At 44.9% G+C, this 16,588-nt stretch carries 11 protein-coding genes; 3 read left to right on the top strand and 8 right to left on the bottom strand.

All coding sequences use genetic code 11. The annotated features are described in order from the left end of the window. Window positions 1-307: 307 nt before the first annotated feature. Window positions 308-781, bottom strand: a complete 474-nt coding sequence (locus AC6R00_RS17155; protein WP_500641306.1) for an HAD family hydrolase — start codon at window positions 779-781, stop codon at window positions 308-310. A 320-nt stretch (window positions 782-1,101) separates the two neighbouring features. On the opposite strand from AC6R00_RS17155, the gene AC6R00_RS17150 reads away from it, so the two are divergent. Both AC6R00_RS17150 and AC6R00_RS17145 read left to right on the top strand, forming a co-directional pair. Beyond that, window positions 1,102-2,247 (top strand): efflux RND transporter periplasmic adaptor subunit, encoded by a 1,146-nt coding sequence (locus tag AC6R00_RS17150; RefSeq protein ID WP_500641305.1) that lies wholly within the window; start codon window positions 1,102-1,104, stop codon window positions 2,245-2,247. Between the two features lie 9 nt (window positions 2,248-2,256). Further along, entirely contained in the window at window positions 2,257-5,382 is a 3,126-nt protein-coding gene (locus AC6R00_RS17145; RefSeq protein ID WP_500641304.1) for an efflux RND transporter permease subunit, read from the top strand. A 36-nt stretch (window positions 5,383-5,418) separates the two neighbouring features. Here AC6R00_RS17145 and AC6R00_RS17140 read toward each other — a convergent pair whose 3' ends face one another. The 3 genes from AC6R00_RS17140 to AC6R00_RS17130 are packed head-to-tail and all read right to left on the bottom strand — an operon-like array spanning window position 5,419 to window position 10,489. Then, a complete protein-coding gene (locus AC6R00_RS17140; protein WP_500641303.1) occupies window positions 5,419-8,520 on the bottom strand; it encodes an efflux RND transporter permease subunit in 3,102 nt (1,033 codons plus the stop codon). Beyond that, complete coding sequence (locus AC6R00_RS17135; protein WP_500641445.1) at window positions 8,517-9,833, bottom strand: efflux RND transporter periplasmic adaptor subunit; 1,317 nt, start codon at window positions 9,831-9,833, stop codon at window positions 8,517-8,519. Before AC6R00_RS17135 ends, AC6R00_RS17140 begins: the two co-directional genes overlap by 4 nt. Then, window positions 9,833-10,489, bottom strand: coding sequence for a TetR/AcrR family transcriptional regulator (locus AC6R00_RS17130; RefSeq protein ID WP_500641302.1), 657 nt, complete (start codon window positions 10,487-10,489; stop codon window positions 9,833-9,835). Before AC6R00_RS17130 ends, AC6R00_RS17135 begins: the two co-directional genes overlap by 1 nt. A gap of 439 nt (window positions 10,490-10,928) precedes the next feature. Here AC6R00_RS17130 and AC6R00_RS17125 point away from each other — a divergent pair, with 439 nt between their 5' ends. Further along, window positions 10,929-11,318 carry a DUF6559 family protein gene (locus tag AC6R00_RS17125; RefSeq protein ID WP_500641301.1) on the top strand — a complete coding sequence of 130 codons (390 nt, stop codon included), beginning with the start codon at window positions 10,929-10,931 and terminating at the stop codon, window positions 11,316-11,318. A gap of 56 nt (window positions 11,319-11,374) precedes the next feature. On the opposite strand, the gene AC6R00_RS17120 is transcribed toward AC6R00_RS17125, so the two are convergent. The 4 genes from AC6R00_RS17120 to AC6R00_RS17105 all read right to left on the bottom strand — a co-directional run bounded on the left by AC6R00_RS17120 (window position 11,375) and on the right by AC6R00_RS17105 (window position 16,570). Continuing rightward, a complete protein-coding gene (locus AC6R00_RS17120) occupies window positions 11,375-13,651 on the bottom strand; it encodes a glycoside hydrolase (protein ID WP_500641300.1) in 2,277 nt (758 codons plus the stop codon). A gap of 62 nt (window positions 13,652-13,713) precedes the next feature. After that, window positions 13,714-14,553 carry a DUF2861 family protein gene (locus AC6R00_RS17115; RefSeq protein WP_500641299.1) on the bottom strand — a complete coding sequence of 280 codons (840 nt, stop codon included), beginning with the start codon at window positions 14,551-14,553 and terminating at the stop codon, window positions 13,714-13,716. Continuing rightward, window positions 14,550-15,197 (bottom strand): response regulator transcription factor, encoded by a 648-nt coding sequence (locus AC6R00_RS17110; RefSeq protein WP_500641298.1) that lies wholly within the window; start codon window positions 15,195-15,197, stop codon window positions 14,550-14,552. Before AC6R00_RS17110 ends, AC6R00_RS17115 begins: the two co-directional genes overlap by 4 nt. Next, window positions 15,194-16,570, bottom strand: coding sequence for an ATP-binding protein (locus AC6R00_RS17105; protein WP_500641297.1), 1,377 nt, complete (start codon window positions 16,568-16,570; stop codon window positions 15,194-15,196). The genes AC6R00_RS17110 and AC6R00_RS17105 overlap by 4 nt, the downstream gene beginning before the upstream one ends. Window positions 16,571-16,588: the final 18 nt, after the last annotated feature.

Here is a 16,588-nt window from a genome sequence, read left to right as displayed (position 1 = left end):
CCATAGTTGAGGTAAAGCACTTATCTTAGGGTCTGTTGACCTTTTGAGCTGATTTTTGCAGCAGTTTGTGGGTTCTTTATGCAAGGCAGAGGCTTTGAATTGTAGTTGCCCTACCCGATAAAGCCGATAACACAGCAGAAAGGAGCCACAAACGCTGCCCGAAGGGTTCGAGCTGGGCGCCCCCGCTAAAACCGTTTTACTCTTTGTTGAGAGGTGTTTTGCTTAGAATGACTAGGCGACAAACCTCTCGCCGCGATTAAAACGCTTTTATCTCGAACAAAATTTAACCGCAAAAGGTCAACAGACCCTATTTAGCTGCTAACAATTTTGATAGACGCGAAACACTGTTAATGCCTTCTGGCACATGAGTGCGCTTAGGGTTGTAGTAAATCGCCTGCAAACCCGCTTCAAGCGCTGGGTATATATCTTTATCTATGTTGTCGCCAACCATCGTCACTTCTGAAGCGCTGTCACCGAGAGATTCGAGTATTGCTTGGTAAAACTCAGGGCTGTTTTTCTCAAGAGCTAAGTTCGCTTTACAGAAATAGCCATTGATATACGGGTCTAACCCGACACGTTCAAACGCTTGCTGAATTTCAGATTCGGTAGAGTCTTGCGCACTGGTTGCAACGTAGATAGTGTGATTTTTGCTCAGTTCTTTAAGTGTCTCTTCAGCTTCGTCAATAGCTTCGACTTGAGGCCAAAGATACATTTTTCCCTTTTGCTCAGCGAAGTCGACCATGAGGGTGTCCCCCCAATCGAACAGATAGACATGGCTCATCCTAAGCCTCCTATTAGCTTAATTGGTTTATCAAAATTCATTCTAACCTTAGCGAGGTAAATTTCACCACTAATTGTTTATATTTACCATGTGAATACTTCGAGTATGGTTTGGTTCGTATTAAGTGATTGTTTTATAAGATGTAGTGTGTTGGCATTCGATTTGCTCTTACTGCTGATATTATAAAAAAGAATTAGATGTTGGTTTATGTATCATTCATTTTTATAAATTTTGCAGGCTAGCCGGATAGTTTCGAGTAAATTGGTGTCGAAGCACTATCCGCACGTATAAATAACGATAATAGAAAACAAGGATTTCTGATGACGACTAAGCCGTTACGTTGGTTGCTACCTTTTATCATCTTAGGTGGTGCTTATGCTGGTTATTCAACCATTGCCTCTAGTGCGCCTGAATCTATAGAAAGTAAGCCCGCCAAGGCACCTCCAATCGTGAAAGTCTCGAAGGTTGCGTCGAGCGATCACAAAGTAGTGATTACTAGCCACGGAGAGCTTCAACCCGTTGAAGTTACGCAGCTTTCCTCTCAAGTGTCCGGTGAGGTGGTTAGTTGGCATCCGAACTTTGTTGTCGGAGGAATTGTTAAGCGTGGTGAAGTCCTGTTTCGTCTTGAGAGTGATAACTATCAAGCGGCTGTGCTCCAAGCTGAGGCGCAATTAGCGAGTGCTAGAGCGGCGTTAATCGAGGAGAAAGCAAAGGCTGAAGTAGCAAAACGTCAGGCTAAAAACCTGCCGCAAAAACAGGTGACAGATCTGTATTTGCGTAAACCACAGCTGCTTAGTGCTGATGCACAGGTGAAGTCAGCCTTAGCTGCGCTGAAACGTGCAAATCGCGATCTTGAAAACTGCAAGGTGGTCGCTCCCTATGATGCGCTAGTGGTAGCAAAAGATATTGGTGTGGGGCAATTCATCTCAGCGGGTGCTCACGTTGCGACGCTTAATAATGTGGAAGCAGGAGAAATTCACATTCCTATCGCAGGGTTCGACAGTGCGTTCTTACCACGAGATTACGCAGGTATCCCAGCTCAAATCATTCAGAGAGGCATCGTTAGTACCCGTCGTGAAGGCATCATTGATCGCGATTTAGGCGTGGTTGATAGCAGCACTCGAATGATAAACATGGTCGTCAGGGTTGATAACCCCTATGCAATTGATAGTGAACAAGCACCAATGAAGTTTGGCTCTTATGTCGAGGTTCAATTTGCAGGTAAAGAGTTAAAACATATCTACCGCCTTCCACAAGAGCTGGTCAACAATCAACAGGTATGGGTTGTGAATGAACAAAACCAACTTGAGCCACGCGTAGTCAACGTCTTGCGGGCAGAAAAAGAGTTCATGCTGATCAATCAAGGCTTAAGTGATGATGACCAAATCGTGTTGACTGTACCTGAGTATCCGCAAAAAGGGCTGCAAGTAGAAGTCGCGGTTCAAGATAGTTCATCGGATAGGTAGAGGCGAGTCATGGAAGAGAACAAACAGAAAGGTTTGATCGCCTATTTTGCCAATAACTCTGTCGCGGCAAACCTGCTAATGGCCTTTATATTGATCATTGGTACGGTTAGCTTCTTCTTTATACAGCGACAGATGTTCCCAAATATTGAAGTGAACTACATCAATGTCAGTGCTCAGTATCCGGGAGCTTCACCGCAAGAGATTGAAGAAAGCATCCTGATCAAGTTAGAAGAGTCGCTTAAAGATGTTACGGGCATTAAAAAAGCCGTGTCGAGTGCTTATCGAGGCAGTGGCAACATTGAGCTCGAAATCGGTGTCGATGAAGATATTGATGCTGTGCTTGATAAAGTGAAACAGAAGGTCGATTCGACTTCTAATTTCCCAGACGCAATGGAGCCGATTCAAGTTTATCAATATGAATGGCGACAAGATGTTATTGAGATGGCGTTAGTTGGTGATAGAACCCTGCTTGAGCTTAAGCCTATCGCCAAACAAATAGAAGATGAGCTTCTTCAGCTGAATAACGTTGCTCTGGTAGAGCTCGGTGCTCCGGAATATGAAATTGCTGTTGAAATAGAGCCTAAAGTTCTTCAAAAGTATAGCCTGACACTCAATGACGTCAGCAATGCAATCAAGCGTTACTCAGCGAACTACTCTGCTGGTGAAGTGAGAACCAATGCCGGAATGATATCGGTTCGAATAGAGAACCAGTATTACAAAGGCGAAGAGTTCAGAGCCATTCCAGTCAAGATTGGCGCAAATGGCGGTAAAGTGTTGTTGCAAGATATCGCAACGATCAAAGATGGATTTACCGAAGATGATCGATACTTCCGTTACTCAGGCCAAAACGCAATGTATCTCTCGGTTAAAGCAACCAAAGACCAAAATATGGTGACCGTTGCTGAGTCCGTCAAAGCTTACATCGAGCAGAAAAACCAAACTTTGCCGTCTGACTTAAAAATCAAAACACTGGTCGATATGACCTATTACCTTAACGCTCGCCTCGATATGATGCTCAAGAACCTATTGCAAGGTGCAGTCTTGGTTGCACTCATGCTAAGTCTGTTCTTGCGCGTTAAGCTCGCCATGTGGGTAATGATAGGGCTTCCGGTGTGTTTCTTGGGTGCGGTGATGATGATGCCTGCCATTGGCGTGAGCATTAACATCATTTCTTTGTTCGCATTTATCATGGTGCTCGGTATTGTCGTTGATGATGCTATCGTCATAGGGGAGAGCGCCTACAGCGAAATTGAGAAAAGTGGTGGCGGTGTTGAAAACGTGGTTCGTGGCGTAAAACGTGTCGCGACGCCGGCAACATTTGGTGTGCTTACGACTATGGCCGTGTTTGCGCCATTTTTAATGTCAAAAGGTATAGAGCGTGCGTTCTTCTTTGGTATCGCTTCCATCGTGATTCTATGTCTGTTCTTTAGTTTGATTGAGTCTAAGCTGATTTTGCCCTCGCACTTGGCACACTCTAAGTTTAAGCCGATCAAAAAAGGCAGTTGGCGAAATAGATTCAACACGCGTTTTTTTGGTTTTATCAATGGACCTTATAAAAGGTTTGTAAAGTGGTGTACCCACTGGCGATGGAGTGTGTTTGCCACCTTTGTTGGCGTGTTAGCGATCACCGTCGCTATGGTCATGGCAAGTTACGTCAGAATCGTACCATCACCGAAAGTGCCTCATGACTTTCCAAGCATTAAGTTGGTCATGAATGACAATGTTTCCAGTGAGCAAACCATAGAGGCGCTGAAGTTAATTGAGTCGACAGTTTTGACTATTGATCAAGAGATAGAACAAGAAACGGGTCAGAAGATGATTCGTGACATTCTTACTTTCAGCCAGGGAAGAAAAGAAGGTCGGCTTGTAATTCCGCTTGTCGATGAAGAACTGAGACCGTTTAACACCTTTGAACTAGCAAGGCGCTGGCGCGAACGTATACCCAGTATTCCGGGGCTGAAAATGCTCAACGTGTCCGATAACGTCAATGACGACGAAAAGGGCGATGAGTTCGGTTTCCTACTCTACGGTTCTGATATCGAGAGTCTGAATTCGGCGGGTCGTGAATTAATCCTCAACTTGCAACAACAGAAGGGCTTGTTTGATATCTCGTCGTCCATCGATTCTGGTAGTCGGGAAGTGTTACTTTCGCTCGCACCAGTAGCATACGATCTAGGGTTAGATCTGTTTGATATCGCGACGCAGGTGGGTGGTAGTTTCTATGGTGGTGAAGCACAGCGAGTTTTACGCGACGGTGAAGAAATCAAAGTCATGGTGCGCTATCCACAACTAACCCGTGAAGCTTTCTCTTCATTACGTTATGCAGTGATCACCACGCCTGAAGGCAAGAAAGTCATGCTAGGCGATGTGGTTGAGATTAACCAGAAACCCGGTGTCAGCAGTATTCGTCGGGAAGGGGGCTATCGAAGTGTGTATGTTTATGGCTCGATTGATGAAGAACTTGTCGAACCGAACCAAATCGTCGAGCAAATCAATACCGAGGTTATCCCTGATATTTTGACTGCTTACCCAGGCGTTAAAAGCGAATTGGGCGGAACAATCGAAGAGCAGCAAGCTCAACAAGACGAGCAAATCATCTTCTTTATCGCCGGTATGATTATTGTGTACATACTGCTAGCCGTTCCGCTAAAAAGTTACACTCAGCCATTAATCATCATGTCGGTGATTCCATTTAGCCTAACAGGCGCCATATGGGGTCACTATTGGTTTGGCTTAGATCTCAGCATGATGTCGACATTCGGTCTTATTGCAGCGGCAGGTGTTGTGGTTAACGACTCTTTGGTTATGACTGATTACGTCAACCAAGTAAGAGCGCGCGGTGTCGCAATTAAAGAAGCGGTCATTGAAGCAGGGTGTGCTCGTTTCCGAGCGATTACGCTGACGTCAATCACTACCTTTGTTGGTGTACTGCCGATCATGTTTGAAACAAGTCTGCAGGCGAAGTTTGTTATCCCAATGGCGGTGGCACTTGGCTTTGCGGTACTGTTTGCTACCTTGCTAACCCTGATACTGGTACCGTGTTTGTATCTCATGTTGGAGGATATCAAAGGGATATTTGCAAGGTTAAAGAGGCTGGTAACGCGAAGCAAAAGCCAAACTGAAATCTTGTCCTAACGTAAGAAGCGGGTCGAAGTGACCCGCTTTTTTTAGTTAAAGTTCTTCGTGCTTATGAACCAATCCAAAGTCTGCGAGGACGGCATAGGCGGCTGGAATCATAAACAACACGAGTAAAGTTGAGGCGAAGATACCAAAGACAATCGAGATAACCAAAGGCTGAATAACCTGAGCCTGCAAGCTAGTTTCCGTCAATAGCGGGAGCAAACCTGCAGCGGTTGTCATCGAGGTCAGGAAGACGGCTCTAAAACGTTCTCTACTTGCCTTAACAACGGAGTCATGCACACTATCGCCTTCATCAACGTGATGGCGTATGTATTGAACGAGTAGAATCGAGTCGTTGACCACGATACCCGCCAAAGAGACAAACCCCATCATACTAGGCATGCTGAGTGAGTGGCCGAGAAGAATATGCCCCCAAACCACGCCAATGAACGCCAATGGAATAGCTAACATAACAACAACGGGTTCTAGATAGCTTCTGAACTGATAACTCAGTATTGCGAACACCCCAAATAGCCCTAGCAGGAAGCCTTTACCCATTGAGGCGCCTGTCTCAGCGGTGTCTTTTGCTTCCCCTTCAAAATCAAAGCGCAATCCTGGGTACTTGGCTGTTAATTTAGGGGCTTCGTCGCGCTGGAATTGGGCAATAATTGCGGTTGAGTTCGCTTTGGTATTGTCAACGTCACCAAACACACTAATGGTTCTTAATCCGTCGATACGTTGAATTCGCACATAGTTTCGCTGGAAGTCTAGTGTCGCTATTGTTGCAAGCGGAATTTGGCTTCCATCAGACATAATGATGGGGAAATTAGCCAGTTGCTGGAGATCGCCTGCTTGCACTTTGTCTAAACGCACTTCGATAGAGATGTTTTCAACACCCACCTGAATCTCGTCTGCGGTTTGTCCAAAAAAGGCCGCACGAAGTTGGTTAGCGATCAGTTGTCCATTAATACCATACGTTTCTGCGCCCGGACGAAGCTTGACGAGCACTTCTTCTTTACCCATACGCATATCATCGAGCACACCGTGCACACCATCAAACTCATTCAGGTACTGTTGAATATCAATCGAAGCGGCTTTTAGCGCATCGAGATCGTCGTGTTTAGCTCGTATCTCAATCGCTCGTCCGCCCGGTCCCATTGTCGGCTGCTTGAAGACCAGAGAAATAGGGTCAGCCAGTTCACCGATGTCTTGTCTCCAAGCCGCAATAAAGTCATCAATAATAGTGTTACGGCTTTCTGCACCGAGTAAATCGAGTCTTACCGTCGCAATATGAGGGCCTGATTCGTTGGCATCGGCATTCGAATTAAACTGACTGGTAATGTGTTGAATGAGAGGTACACCGTTTTCGACTTTCTCTGTCCATTCCTTATCTAGCTTTTGCGCAGACGCCACTATTCTATCGACTACCGCTTCGGTTTGAGCCAAAGATGAGCCAGGAGGAAGAATGATACGAGCTTCTGCTATGTCTCCGTCTAACTCTGGGAATGGTTGGAACTTAAGCAATCCACCCGCTATTGTCGCGACCGAGACAAGAAGTAGCGCTACTACACCACCTAAGAAGGCATATCGAAATTCAACAACTCTCTCGACCGCGCTAACCAGTGTTGTATTTCTAAAGTTTTCAAATCCATCGAGCAGTTTATTCTTAAACTTCGCTGGTGGCTTCTCTTTTTTCTCTTTATGTAGAGAGTGAGAGAGGTGATTCGGTAGAATTAGGAAGGCTTCGACCAGGCTCAGTGTTAATACCAGAATTAACACTTGAGGCACGGCTTTAAGCACGGCGCCCATTTCACCTTGCAAGAATAATAGACTACCGAAGATGCAGACTGTGGTTAAGAAAGAAGAGATAACGCCCGGGAGCACTTTCTTCACGCCTTTGCTCACCGCGTTGTCGACGTCTTCACCTCGGTCCAAGTGTGCCGCGATTGACTCCGCAATAACGATTGCATCATCCATCATAATACCGATTGCCATCAGTAGACCGACTAAAGACATGATATTGATGGAAAGACCCAGCTGCGCCATCAAAAACAAGCCACCAAGGAAAGCGACAGGCAAGCCCGCAGCAACCCAGAAAGAGTAGCGCAAACTAAAGAATAGCCACATAGTCGCGAAGACAAGAATGATACCCTGCCAACCATTACTGACCATCATGGTTAAGCGATCCCAGAGTACAGAAGAGAGATCGTTGGTCAGCTCTAACTTGACACCATCAGGCGCGATAGCTTGTTGCTCTTCGACAAATTGCGCCACACGCTCTTTAATCCGTAACGCATCATCCTCTTTGTTCTTACTGACTTTAAGCAGGGCGGAAGGGTGTCCATCGAATAATACCTTCTGCTCATCGAGCTCAAAGCGATCTGTGATGGTCGCAATATCCTTAAGGCGAATGAGCGAGCCGTTTGGACCAGAGCCAACGACAATACTTTCCAGTTGCTGCGGTGTAATGCGCCTTTCATCAAAGCGGATCAAAAAGTTTTTGTCTGGCGTCTCAACATTACCGCTCGGTAGCTTGATGTTCTGGCGGCCTATTTGCGTCGCAATATCACCAACACTTAAACCTAACTGACGCATTGCTTGAGAGTCTAACTCGACGCGGAACTGGTGATCAGAAAATCCAGCCACATCGACAAGAGATACGTCATAGTCAAGCTTTAACGTTCGTTTAAGCTGTTCGGCGTAGGCTTTAAGCTCCGGCCATGTGGTATCGGCTGTGATGGCGACATCAACAACAGGTTCGTTCCAATCGAGTTCTTGAACAACCGGCGACTCTATTTCTTGTGGGAAATCATTGATGGAGTTGATCTGCGTTTGCACATCAACCAACATACGACCAATGTCTGCTTTCTCGTTCAGTTTAAGGATCAGTCTTGCAGAGCCTTCAATCGCTTCACATTGGGTCTCTTCAATATTGGCAAGACCATCGACTGCATCTTCCATTCGAACACAGATGCTTTCTTCCACTTCTTGTGGTGAAGCGCCTGGGTAAACCACACCCGCCATGATGTATGGAGGATCAAACTCAGGGAAGGTTTCCCTTTTGATATTGGGCAGCGATGTGATACCCAAAACGAGCAAGCCGAGCATCAGCAAGTTAGCTGCCGTCGGGTGTTTAGCGAAGAATCTAATCATTGTGCTGACTCCTCTTTAGTCACCGTTGCCTCTTTAAGCAGCATGCCGTTGATAGCAGGCAGTAGGTCATTAAGGATTAGCCTGTCACCTTGGCTCAGGTCACCATCAATAATGACTTTATTGTCGCGACGGTAAAGGACGGTGACAGTTTTGATGGACAGCTTATTCGCTTCATCCATTAGGTAAATTTTGTCACCGTGAAGTGCACGCTCAGGAATCACCCAGCTTGGATTTGCTTGACCTTCAATAAATGCACGAACAAACATCCCATTCACGAGTGGAGGTACACTGTTAGGGTTTAGATTGCGGTAGTCTTGCTGAATCTCCAAGATTACCCCAGCAGTCGCTTGATTGGGGTCGACGGTTTCACTGATTCGACTTACTTTTGCGGGCCAAGTTGCTTTCATGTTACCGCTGCTCAGTTCAATACTAGCATTGATAAAGGTCATGTCTGGTTGAGGGATACCGGATTCGTCACGGCTAAATTCGCCGATGCTAGAAGCAAGCGTGTGCATATCATGAATAGAAAGTTGAGCTTCTACTTCCATCACATCCATACCATGCGCAGTCACCATGGTTTGCTGTAGGTTCACCACCTGATTCTGTTCGATATCAACGGCGGCAATACGTAAGTCGTAAGGCAGCGTGATAATGGTTTTTTCTAACGAACGGTGTGCCTCTTCGACCTTAGAGGTGTTGACTTTAACTAAAGCTTCAGCAACGCGTTTTTCATCGGGCATCAAACCGATTTGGTTTTCAATATCGAGAACTAGTTTTCGTTGCGACAACGCACTTTGCTCTTGCTGATCAACATCAGACTGTGAAGTGAGCCCTTTTTTGCGCAGGTTCTGTTTACGTTGTAGTTCTTTGTTAGCGATAACCAGACGATTGCTTTCAATTTTGAGTGTCTGTTTAAGGTTATCTTCTTCTTGGTAAAGCTTAGCTAAAGAGGTTTGAGCAGATTTGAGGTCAGCTTGAGCTTGTACCAGTTTCAACTCGTAATCGAGTGGGTCGATACGCAGGATTTCTGTCCCTGCTTGAAGCACCTGTCCTTTTTCTAGCCTTGGGTGGCGATAAACGACTTTCCCTGTCACTTCCGCGATCGCTTTCCATTCAATTTTGGGCGCAACTTTACCAAAGCCAATCGCTTTTGGTGCGATAGCTTGTAGCTCCAAAGTCGTGGTTTCTACCAAGCGCGCTCGGTCACCCGCGGGTTTAACCGGTAGATCGGGTTTCATTTTTACAGCTAACACTAAGGCGATGACACCAACGGCTAGCGCTGGAAAAAACAGTAGCTTCTTATTTATTTTCATCATTGTTGTTCCTGCTGGTCGTTGGAGGTAAGAAATCCATGTGTCATTAATTTGATATTGTGTTCAAACAATTGGTTGAGAAACTCTTCATTCAGCTCAATTCCGTGGACGGCAAGTAGGGCTGGGGGAGCAATAAAAGGAAAGACCATCAAGCTAATATAAGAGACTTTACATAGCTTGGGGTCTGCATCTGCTCTCAATATTTTGCTGTCGACAAGCTTTTCAAACATCACCATTTGCATTGGTTGGCTGATGTCGAAGAACACTTTCTCTAATAACTTCCTTTGCGTATCAGAGGCATCCATATGCATCACTTGGGAAACCAAACGTGGAAACTGGGGCACTTTGATCATTTCGCGGTAGTAAGTTCGCATGATATCGAGAAAATTCTTTTGCGAGCTATCTTTAACCAGAATGTCCATCTGTTGTTTCATTGGCGCGAGGGTTTCTCGCAACATAGTTTCAAACAGACCTTCTTTGTTACCAAAGTAGTAGCGGATCATTGCTACGTTAACGCCCGCTCGATTGGCAACAAGGCGTGTTGAAACCTTGTCGTAAGCCATCACTGTAAAAAGTTCACGGGCGTGATGAATCAAATTATGCCGAGCGTCAATGCTATCGCTGGGACGACCTGCTTTCCTAGGTGTCGTTGCCACGCTTATTACCTCAAAAATTAAACATTCGATTAATTATAGAGTGCACGCTAAGTATTCGATATGACAAAAATTAATCAATATTTAAACAAGTGATTAATTCGAGTGAATTGTTGAGTGGAATAAGAATAGTGGACAGAAAAATGCCCGCATAGCAGCTACTAAGCGGGCGAAAAGTCAAAAATAGTTGTTGTATATTTGGAGGTTGTTGGTTCTATATCCATATCTGAGCTGTTATGAAGATTCTGTGGTTATTAGCAGATCTTTATATCAGTGTAACCAATACTGATTAAGTTAACACTTTTGTCATGAGCTGGTAATTATTAAAAGTGCAAAGATAATTTTCAATTATGAAACGTACGGGCTACAGCTAGAAAGCCCTTTTTGAAGTGAGGTTCGTACTATAGTGGTGGCAAATCAAGTAGTACAGGTATTGATAGCTATGCCTATTTTCAGAACCTTTTTTAAGCGCAGAGCGCTACGGAAAATGATTGCTCAAATGACCCCTGCCTTGGTTAAGGGGTATGGTTCACGAGACTTTTACTCTGCTGGTCAAGTTTTACAGGCTGCAATATCTGTTGGGGCTTCCAAACGTTACTTTCACTATAACCTTGCGCTGTTTTGTAATGAGCTCACTAGCGAGCAATGTGACCAGTTTGAACTTAGCCAATTTCAGTTAGATGCTTTACGTAAAGAGCTAAGCTATAAAATTTTTGCCGGCGTGGAATACACGGCGATAGATGTCCTTAAACTAGCGAGTCCTTCTTCTTGGAAAGGTGGAAGCATAGAAGACAGCATGGCGAATCACTATGGAATGAATAGCCGTTACTAAGCAGTAAGCTTGACCGAAAAAGGATTAATACAGTGGTATTAATCCTTTTTTCGTTATTACTTCAGTTCTAAAGGCTTCCACCTCATTACTTTATTGCCTTCGAGCAAAGCCAATATAGACTGTGGCTCAAGTTTGTACTTGGCTAGTTCAACTTCTTTGTTTGAAAAGTTGGCGATTATCTTACTGCCATCAGAAAAGGTCGTTTGCTGGACCTTGCCATCTTCAGTTAACCATTCAAAACGGTTTAACTGCTTATCCCAAAGCGCCTGATGTAGAGGCTTAAAACCTGATTGGTAGTGTTTAAGTTGCACTAATCTCTTGCGGTTTGGTGACGATACTTCGTCTCTACTGAGGTGAACCATCGCGGGAACATTGTAAAGCATAGCTGTTAGGTCACGCTCGATTTTAACATCACTGAATTTAAGACTATCAGAGTGCCAATGGTGACTGTTAATCACCTCATTGTGAAAGACGGCTTGATAAAGCGGAATACGATATTGAGGCGCAAAAAGTAATGTTTTATAGGGTTCTTTGATTTTTGCAGGTTTGAAAAAGAAATCTGGTTTGTGGTTTGGATACCAACGACCCAGATAGTAGGGTGAGCTGGCATCGCGTTTCATCTCTTTATCACTCCAGCCAAACCCAATGGTTTCTAAACCATGGGCAAAAGCAATGCCCGAGGTGGTGAGTGCGTTGCCATCCTCTGATCCGAGTACGACGTTGTTCTTAGCGACAATTGACTGCATTCGCGAGTTAAACCCAAGTAACATATCAGGTTCACTTGTCTTTAAGTTGTAGTCTTCACGCGCCATAGCAGTAGCATCGACATCAATGAACAAACTGTCGAACTGACCAAATCGAATAATGTCTGAAACTCGTTTGCTTACGTATTCTGTTTCACAAAGTGGGTTGAGGTAATAGCCGTTACCACGAAAGCCCTTTTTCTTTGAACCATCTGCCAGTTCGATAGCGCAGGAATGACGAAGTTGGTTAGGGAGTTGCGCGGTAAGCCACCCATCGTTGAGTCCAAGGGGTATTGCAGTATTGTATGAGTCATAAGTACCGACTAAATACCCGGCTTGCTTAGCTCGTTGAATAACTTCTGGCTGGTAAAAGGCGGGCATCCAGTTATCAAACCCGAGCCATAAATGGGTTAAACCTGAAGCTTTAAGGTTCTTTACCATATCGGTTGAGATAGCTTGTCCCCATCGCTGTGGATCAATGAGGTATTGCCCTGCATGAATGCTTAACCACTGCTTCTTTTGTTGTGCGGCTTTAAACTGCGCTTCAATGGCGTTGTCGACCATAGTTGGTGTTGGTGCGTTAAACTTTTTATCAAGGGCGAGGTTGATAGAGTCTACTAGCAACTGTTTGTTATAGTGACTCAGCCAATCTTTGCCTTTGAGCAGACCTTGTAACTCTTTTCGAGCTGACTTTTCTATCGCAAGCTGAGCACGCTTAAACAACCATGAGTGTAAACCCCACCAATCACTGACATCTTGAACACTAATTCCATCAGAACCAAATAGATACACCTGACTAGCGCCAATAAGCTTTTCGATGTTTGGGTTAGCTTGTTTTTTCTCGGCCAACGTAGAACTAAAACCATTATCGATTCGCCATAGGCGATACTGCTTCGCTCCACTTAACCAATCATCACCAATACTAATGGAGACGGTAAAGGGCTGTTTAGAGTTGAGAGAGGTAAATTGATGCGCAGCCCTCATATCGAGTTTTTCAGCAGCTTGGTGAAAAGATAGCGAATTATTGGTTGCGGTCACCATGTGCCAGGTAATGTATAGAGAGCCCTGCTTAGAGGTCCAAAAGGGCATTTTTAGATCTTGAGTGGTGTTAGAGCCATCGCGGCTATCAGATAGGTATTTGATCCATGCAGGGTTTGCGGTTGGAACCCGCATGCCTTCACTAAAAGGTAAATAAAGCTCCTGTACCTCTTCTTCCGCTAGATTATACCAACTCAGGGTAATAGGTTGGTCTCTTATCACGGTTTGATTTTCAGCAAGGCGGAAAGACAAGCTCAGAGTTGATGCTAATTTTGCGTCTACACGGATGTTGCTCGGCTTAAGAGTCCATTGAAAGTGTGTGCTAGAAAGCTGCTCAAGCTGTACGGCTTGCTGACTGACACCATCAATTTGTAGACCTGCTTGGTTGACCGATTGATTGTTCCACTTTATTGCCAGTGAGCTTGGGTTGATGTTCACTAATTGTGAGTTAGCAGTGAGTGAAATGCCGTCAACTGATGTTGCTAGTGAAGCGGAGGAGAACAATAGGCCAGCTATGGTTGATAGGATTAAGGTGGTTGGTTTATAAGGCATATTTAACTTCGTGTTGTTTTCAATATGCCTATTACAGCTTAATGGTTGTATATATTTGTCACCTATTTGTCTCTATTTGAAAAGGGTAACGAGATACGATGAATGTACTCAATTTTTACCCCGGGCTGATACTCAAAAATGAGAGTAGAGGCACTTAAGTGGTGAGCATTTGTAGGCGGTTGCAGTTGCTCTAGTCTTATTTGATTGTTTGTCACTTGTAGTGCTTTTTTGCTCCCTACTTGATTGTAGCGGGAATCAAACCATTGGAGATTCACAACAGGTTTCGCGCAGCCGTTATTGAGTTGAGGAAGGCTTGCCTGAACCTGAGAACTATCAATTGTTGAACGATTAAGCCAGTGGTTGCTATCGTAATGAGAAACAACAACAGGCAACTCGCTACGATTGTATTTCAAATAGTAGAGTCCCGTATCAGGAGCAGTAATGAGTTCGTTGGTTTCCCACTCTTGATAGTTCTTGTGAGGCTCAATCTCTCCCGACAACAGAGTAACCCCTTGTTGATTGACGAGCGAGAAATGACCACCTTGTTGTGTTTCTTCTGTCGATACCTTGACTTGGTAGCCGCTGCTAGAGAAACCGCTACGACTGATAAAAGAGAGCGTTAAGCGAGTTGGTATTGCAGATACAATGTAATCAAGCTGGTGACCACAGTTTGATTGCGCCAATATGGCCTCTTTAACAGGTTGCCAATGTTTGGGGTCAATGTGATTCTGACTCAGGGAGAGAGTGAGTTCTTGCCATGCTTGTTTAGGTTGCTTTTCGAGCACAGCCTCCATTGTCGACTGCATTGGTGTATCGCGAAACCATGGAGTGTTGTTTGCCGCGCAAAAAGGAGCAACGAGAGCAATCAGCAATGGTGGAACCATCCAAGCCTTATGTTTCATGAGCTTTCCACCAATCGATATCCTATACCACGATGTGTTTCTATCTCTAAACACGGTAAGGTATTCCGCAGCTTCAAGATATGGTTGTCTACGGTTCTCGTTGTGGGAAAAGCTTGGTAACCCCAGATCTTATTGAGCAGCTCTTCACGATGGAAAACACGACCTTGGTTTTGTATTAAGAGAACGAGAAGCTGGAACTCCTTCGGTTTCAGGGTGACTGGTTTATCTTGGTCGAGCACCTGTCGCATAGATACATCAATAGAAAGGGTTTTATAAGCGATCGTACTTGAGCCCAGAGGACGAAGTTGGGTAACGATACGGGCTAAGAGTTCTTCTTGTGCAAAGGGCTTAGTCATATAGTCTTTCGCACCACACATTAACCCATCGACGCGTTGCTCAACCTCGACTTTGGCCGTTAGCACGATGACAGGCAGTGCTTTTGTTTGAAGCCAATTAGGTAAATTTCGAAGGCTGTCGCCGTCTTGAAGCTGTCGATCCAACACCACGAGATCGGCGCCAAACCAATGCTTTTCGGCCTCTTTAGCGTTAGTAACCCAAATACAGCGATAGCCATTGGATTGCAAAAACGCTTGGACTCCTTGACCGAGCAGTTGATCGTCTTCAACGAGCAGGATTGAATTCATAGAGGCAGCTCCAAAGTAATGCGTGTTGGATTGGTGTTGATGGTAAGTTTCCCACCGAGGTGAGACATCAGATGGCGAACCAAACTTAGGCCGATGCCCATATTACTGTCTTGGTTGGTGTTTTTTCTCACTCTGATACGATCCCAATAGGAAGGGAATTGTCCAGCATCCGAAACGGTAATACAGAGCTTCTCATTGGCAGAAACATGGACTTTGATTGGAGATTCACCATGTTGTTTGGCATTTATTATCAGGTTGTTCAAACAGATACTGAGCCAATAGAAGGGGAGTGTGAGTTGTTTGTCTTCATCCAAACAGAAGTCAACGCTCTGCCCAGAGCAAGTATGATCTAACCATTCACTTAAATAGGCTTCTTGATTGGCGTCGTTGTAGCTTTCTTTTGAACTCAAGTACCCTTTGCTGGCTTCGGTGAGCTGAGCTAGTCTTTGATAGTCTTCTAACAAACGCCACATTGCCTGTTGCGAGTTATCACTCAACGAATCAAACTCTTGGCGAAAAAGGTCGACGGTCATACCGAGACTGGCAATGGGAGTACGCAGCTCATGTGTCAGTAGCTGTAAGATAAAGCGCTTGTTTCGGTTTTGCTGACGTTTTAGATAAAGAGTGCGAGCTAAGATCAAAGCCAATACTAAAGAAAAGGCGTAAGCGATTATCGCCGCTATATATCCATTGGATTGAGCCTTAGCGATACACAGGTTGCTATAGCGAAAGTCACACTGGTGGCCATTAATCGTGATCGCAAACTGCTGTGCAATAGGCTGCCAATCTTTGTTGAGAATCTTCTTCCAACCTTGTTCTCCATTTAGCCATAGAGCGTCAGGCTCTAGCCAAGCCCGGTAACCTTTAAGTAGTGCGTCTCTTCCAGTCTCTGAAATCTTGTTGAATGCACTTCGCAATGGGTGTGATGGGTTGTCGCCAGATAACCAAACCACTAGTTGGTCGTTAACTGGCTTGATGCTTTCGAAGTAGCGGTCGACAAAAGTGCCTCCAGCAGGGTGGCGTTTCGGATTTTCCTTAAACCATGAGTCCGGGATCGCCTTCTCGTTGCAAATATAAAGCTCAAACTCAATCGCGCTTTTCAGAGAAGGACTATAAATTAAAGGAGCCTGACATTGTGTTGCGACTTTAGAAAGTGTTTCAAGGTCTAACCACGAAAACTGGCTAAAATTGGGATATTGGCTGTCCGAAGTGAGCAACTCATGAGGATACTGAGAGAGTTCTTCTTGTGACAATGTCACTTCACTTATAGACCATGCGCTTTGATAAAACTGTTGCCAAATCTGCTGCAAAGATGCATTTGCATCGAAGGCAAATAAGCCAAAGAATAAAGTAGCGTATAAGCGTAGGGCCATGAAAAACCATTAACCAAA

The sequence above is a fragment of the Vibrio sp. R10-SF1-ISO8 genome (assembly GCF_059833805.1).
This window is presented reverse-complemented; position numbering and strand designations above follow the sequence as displayed.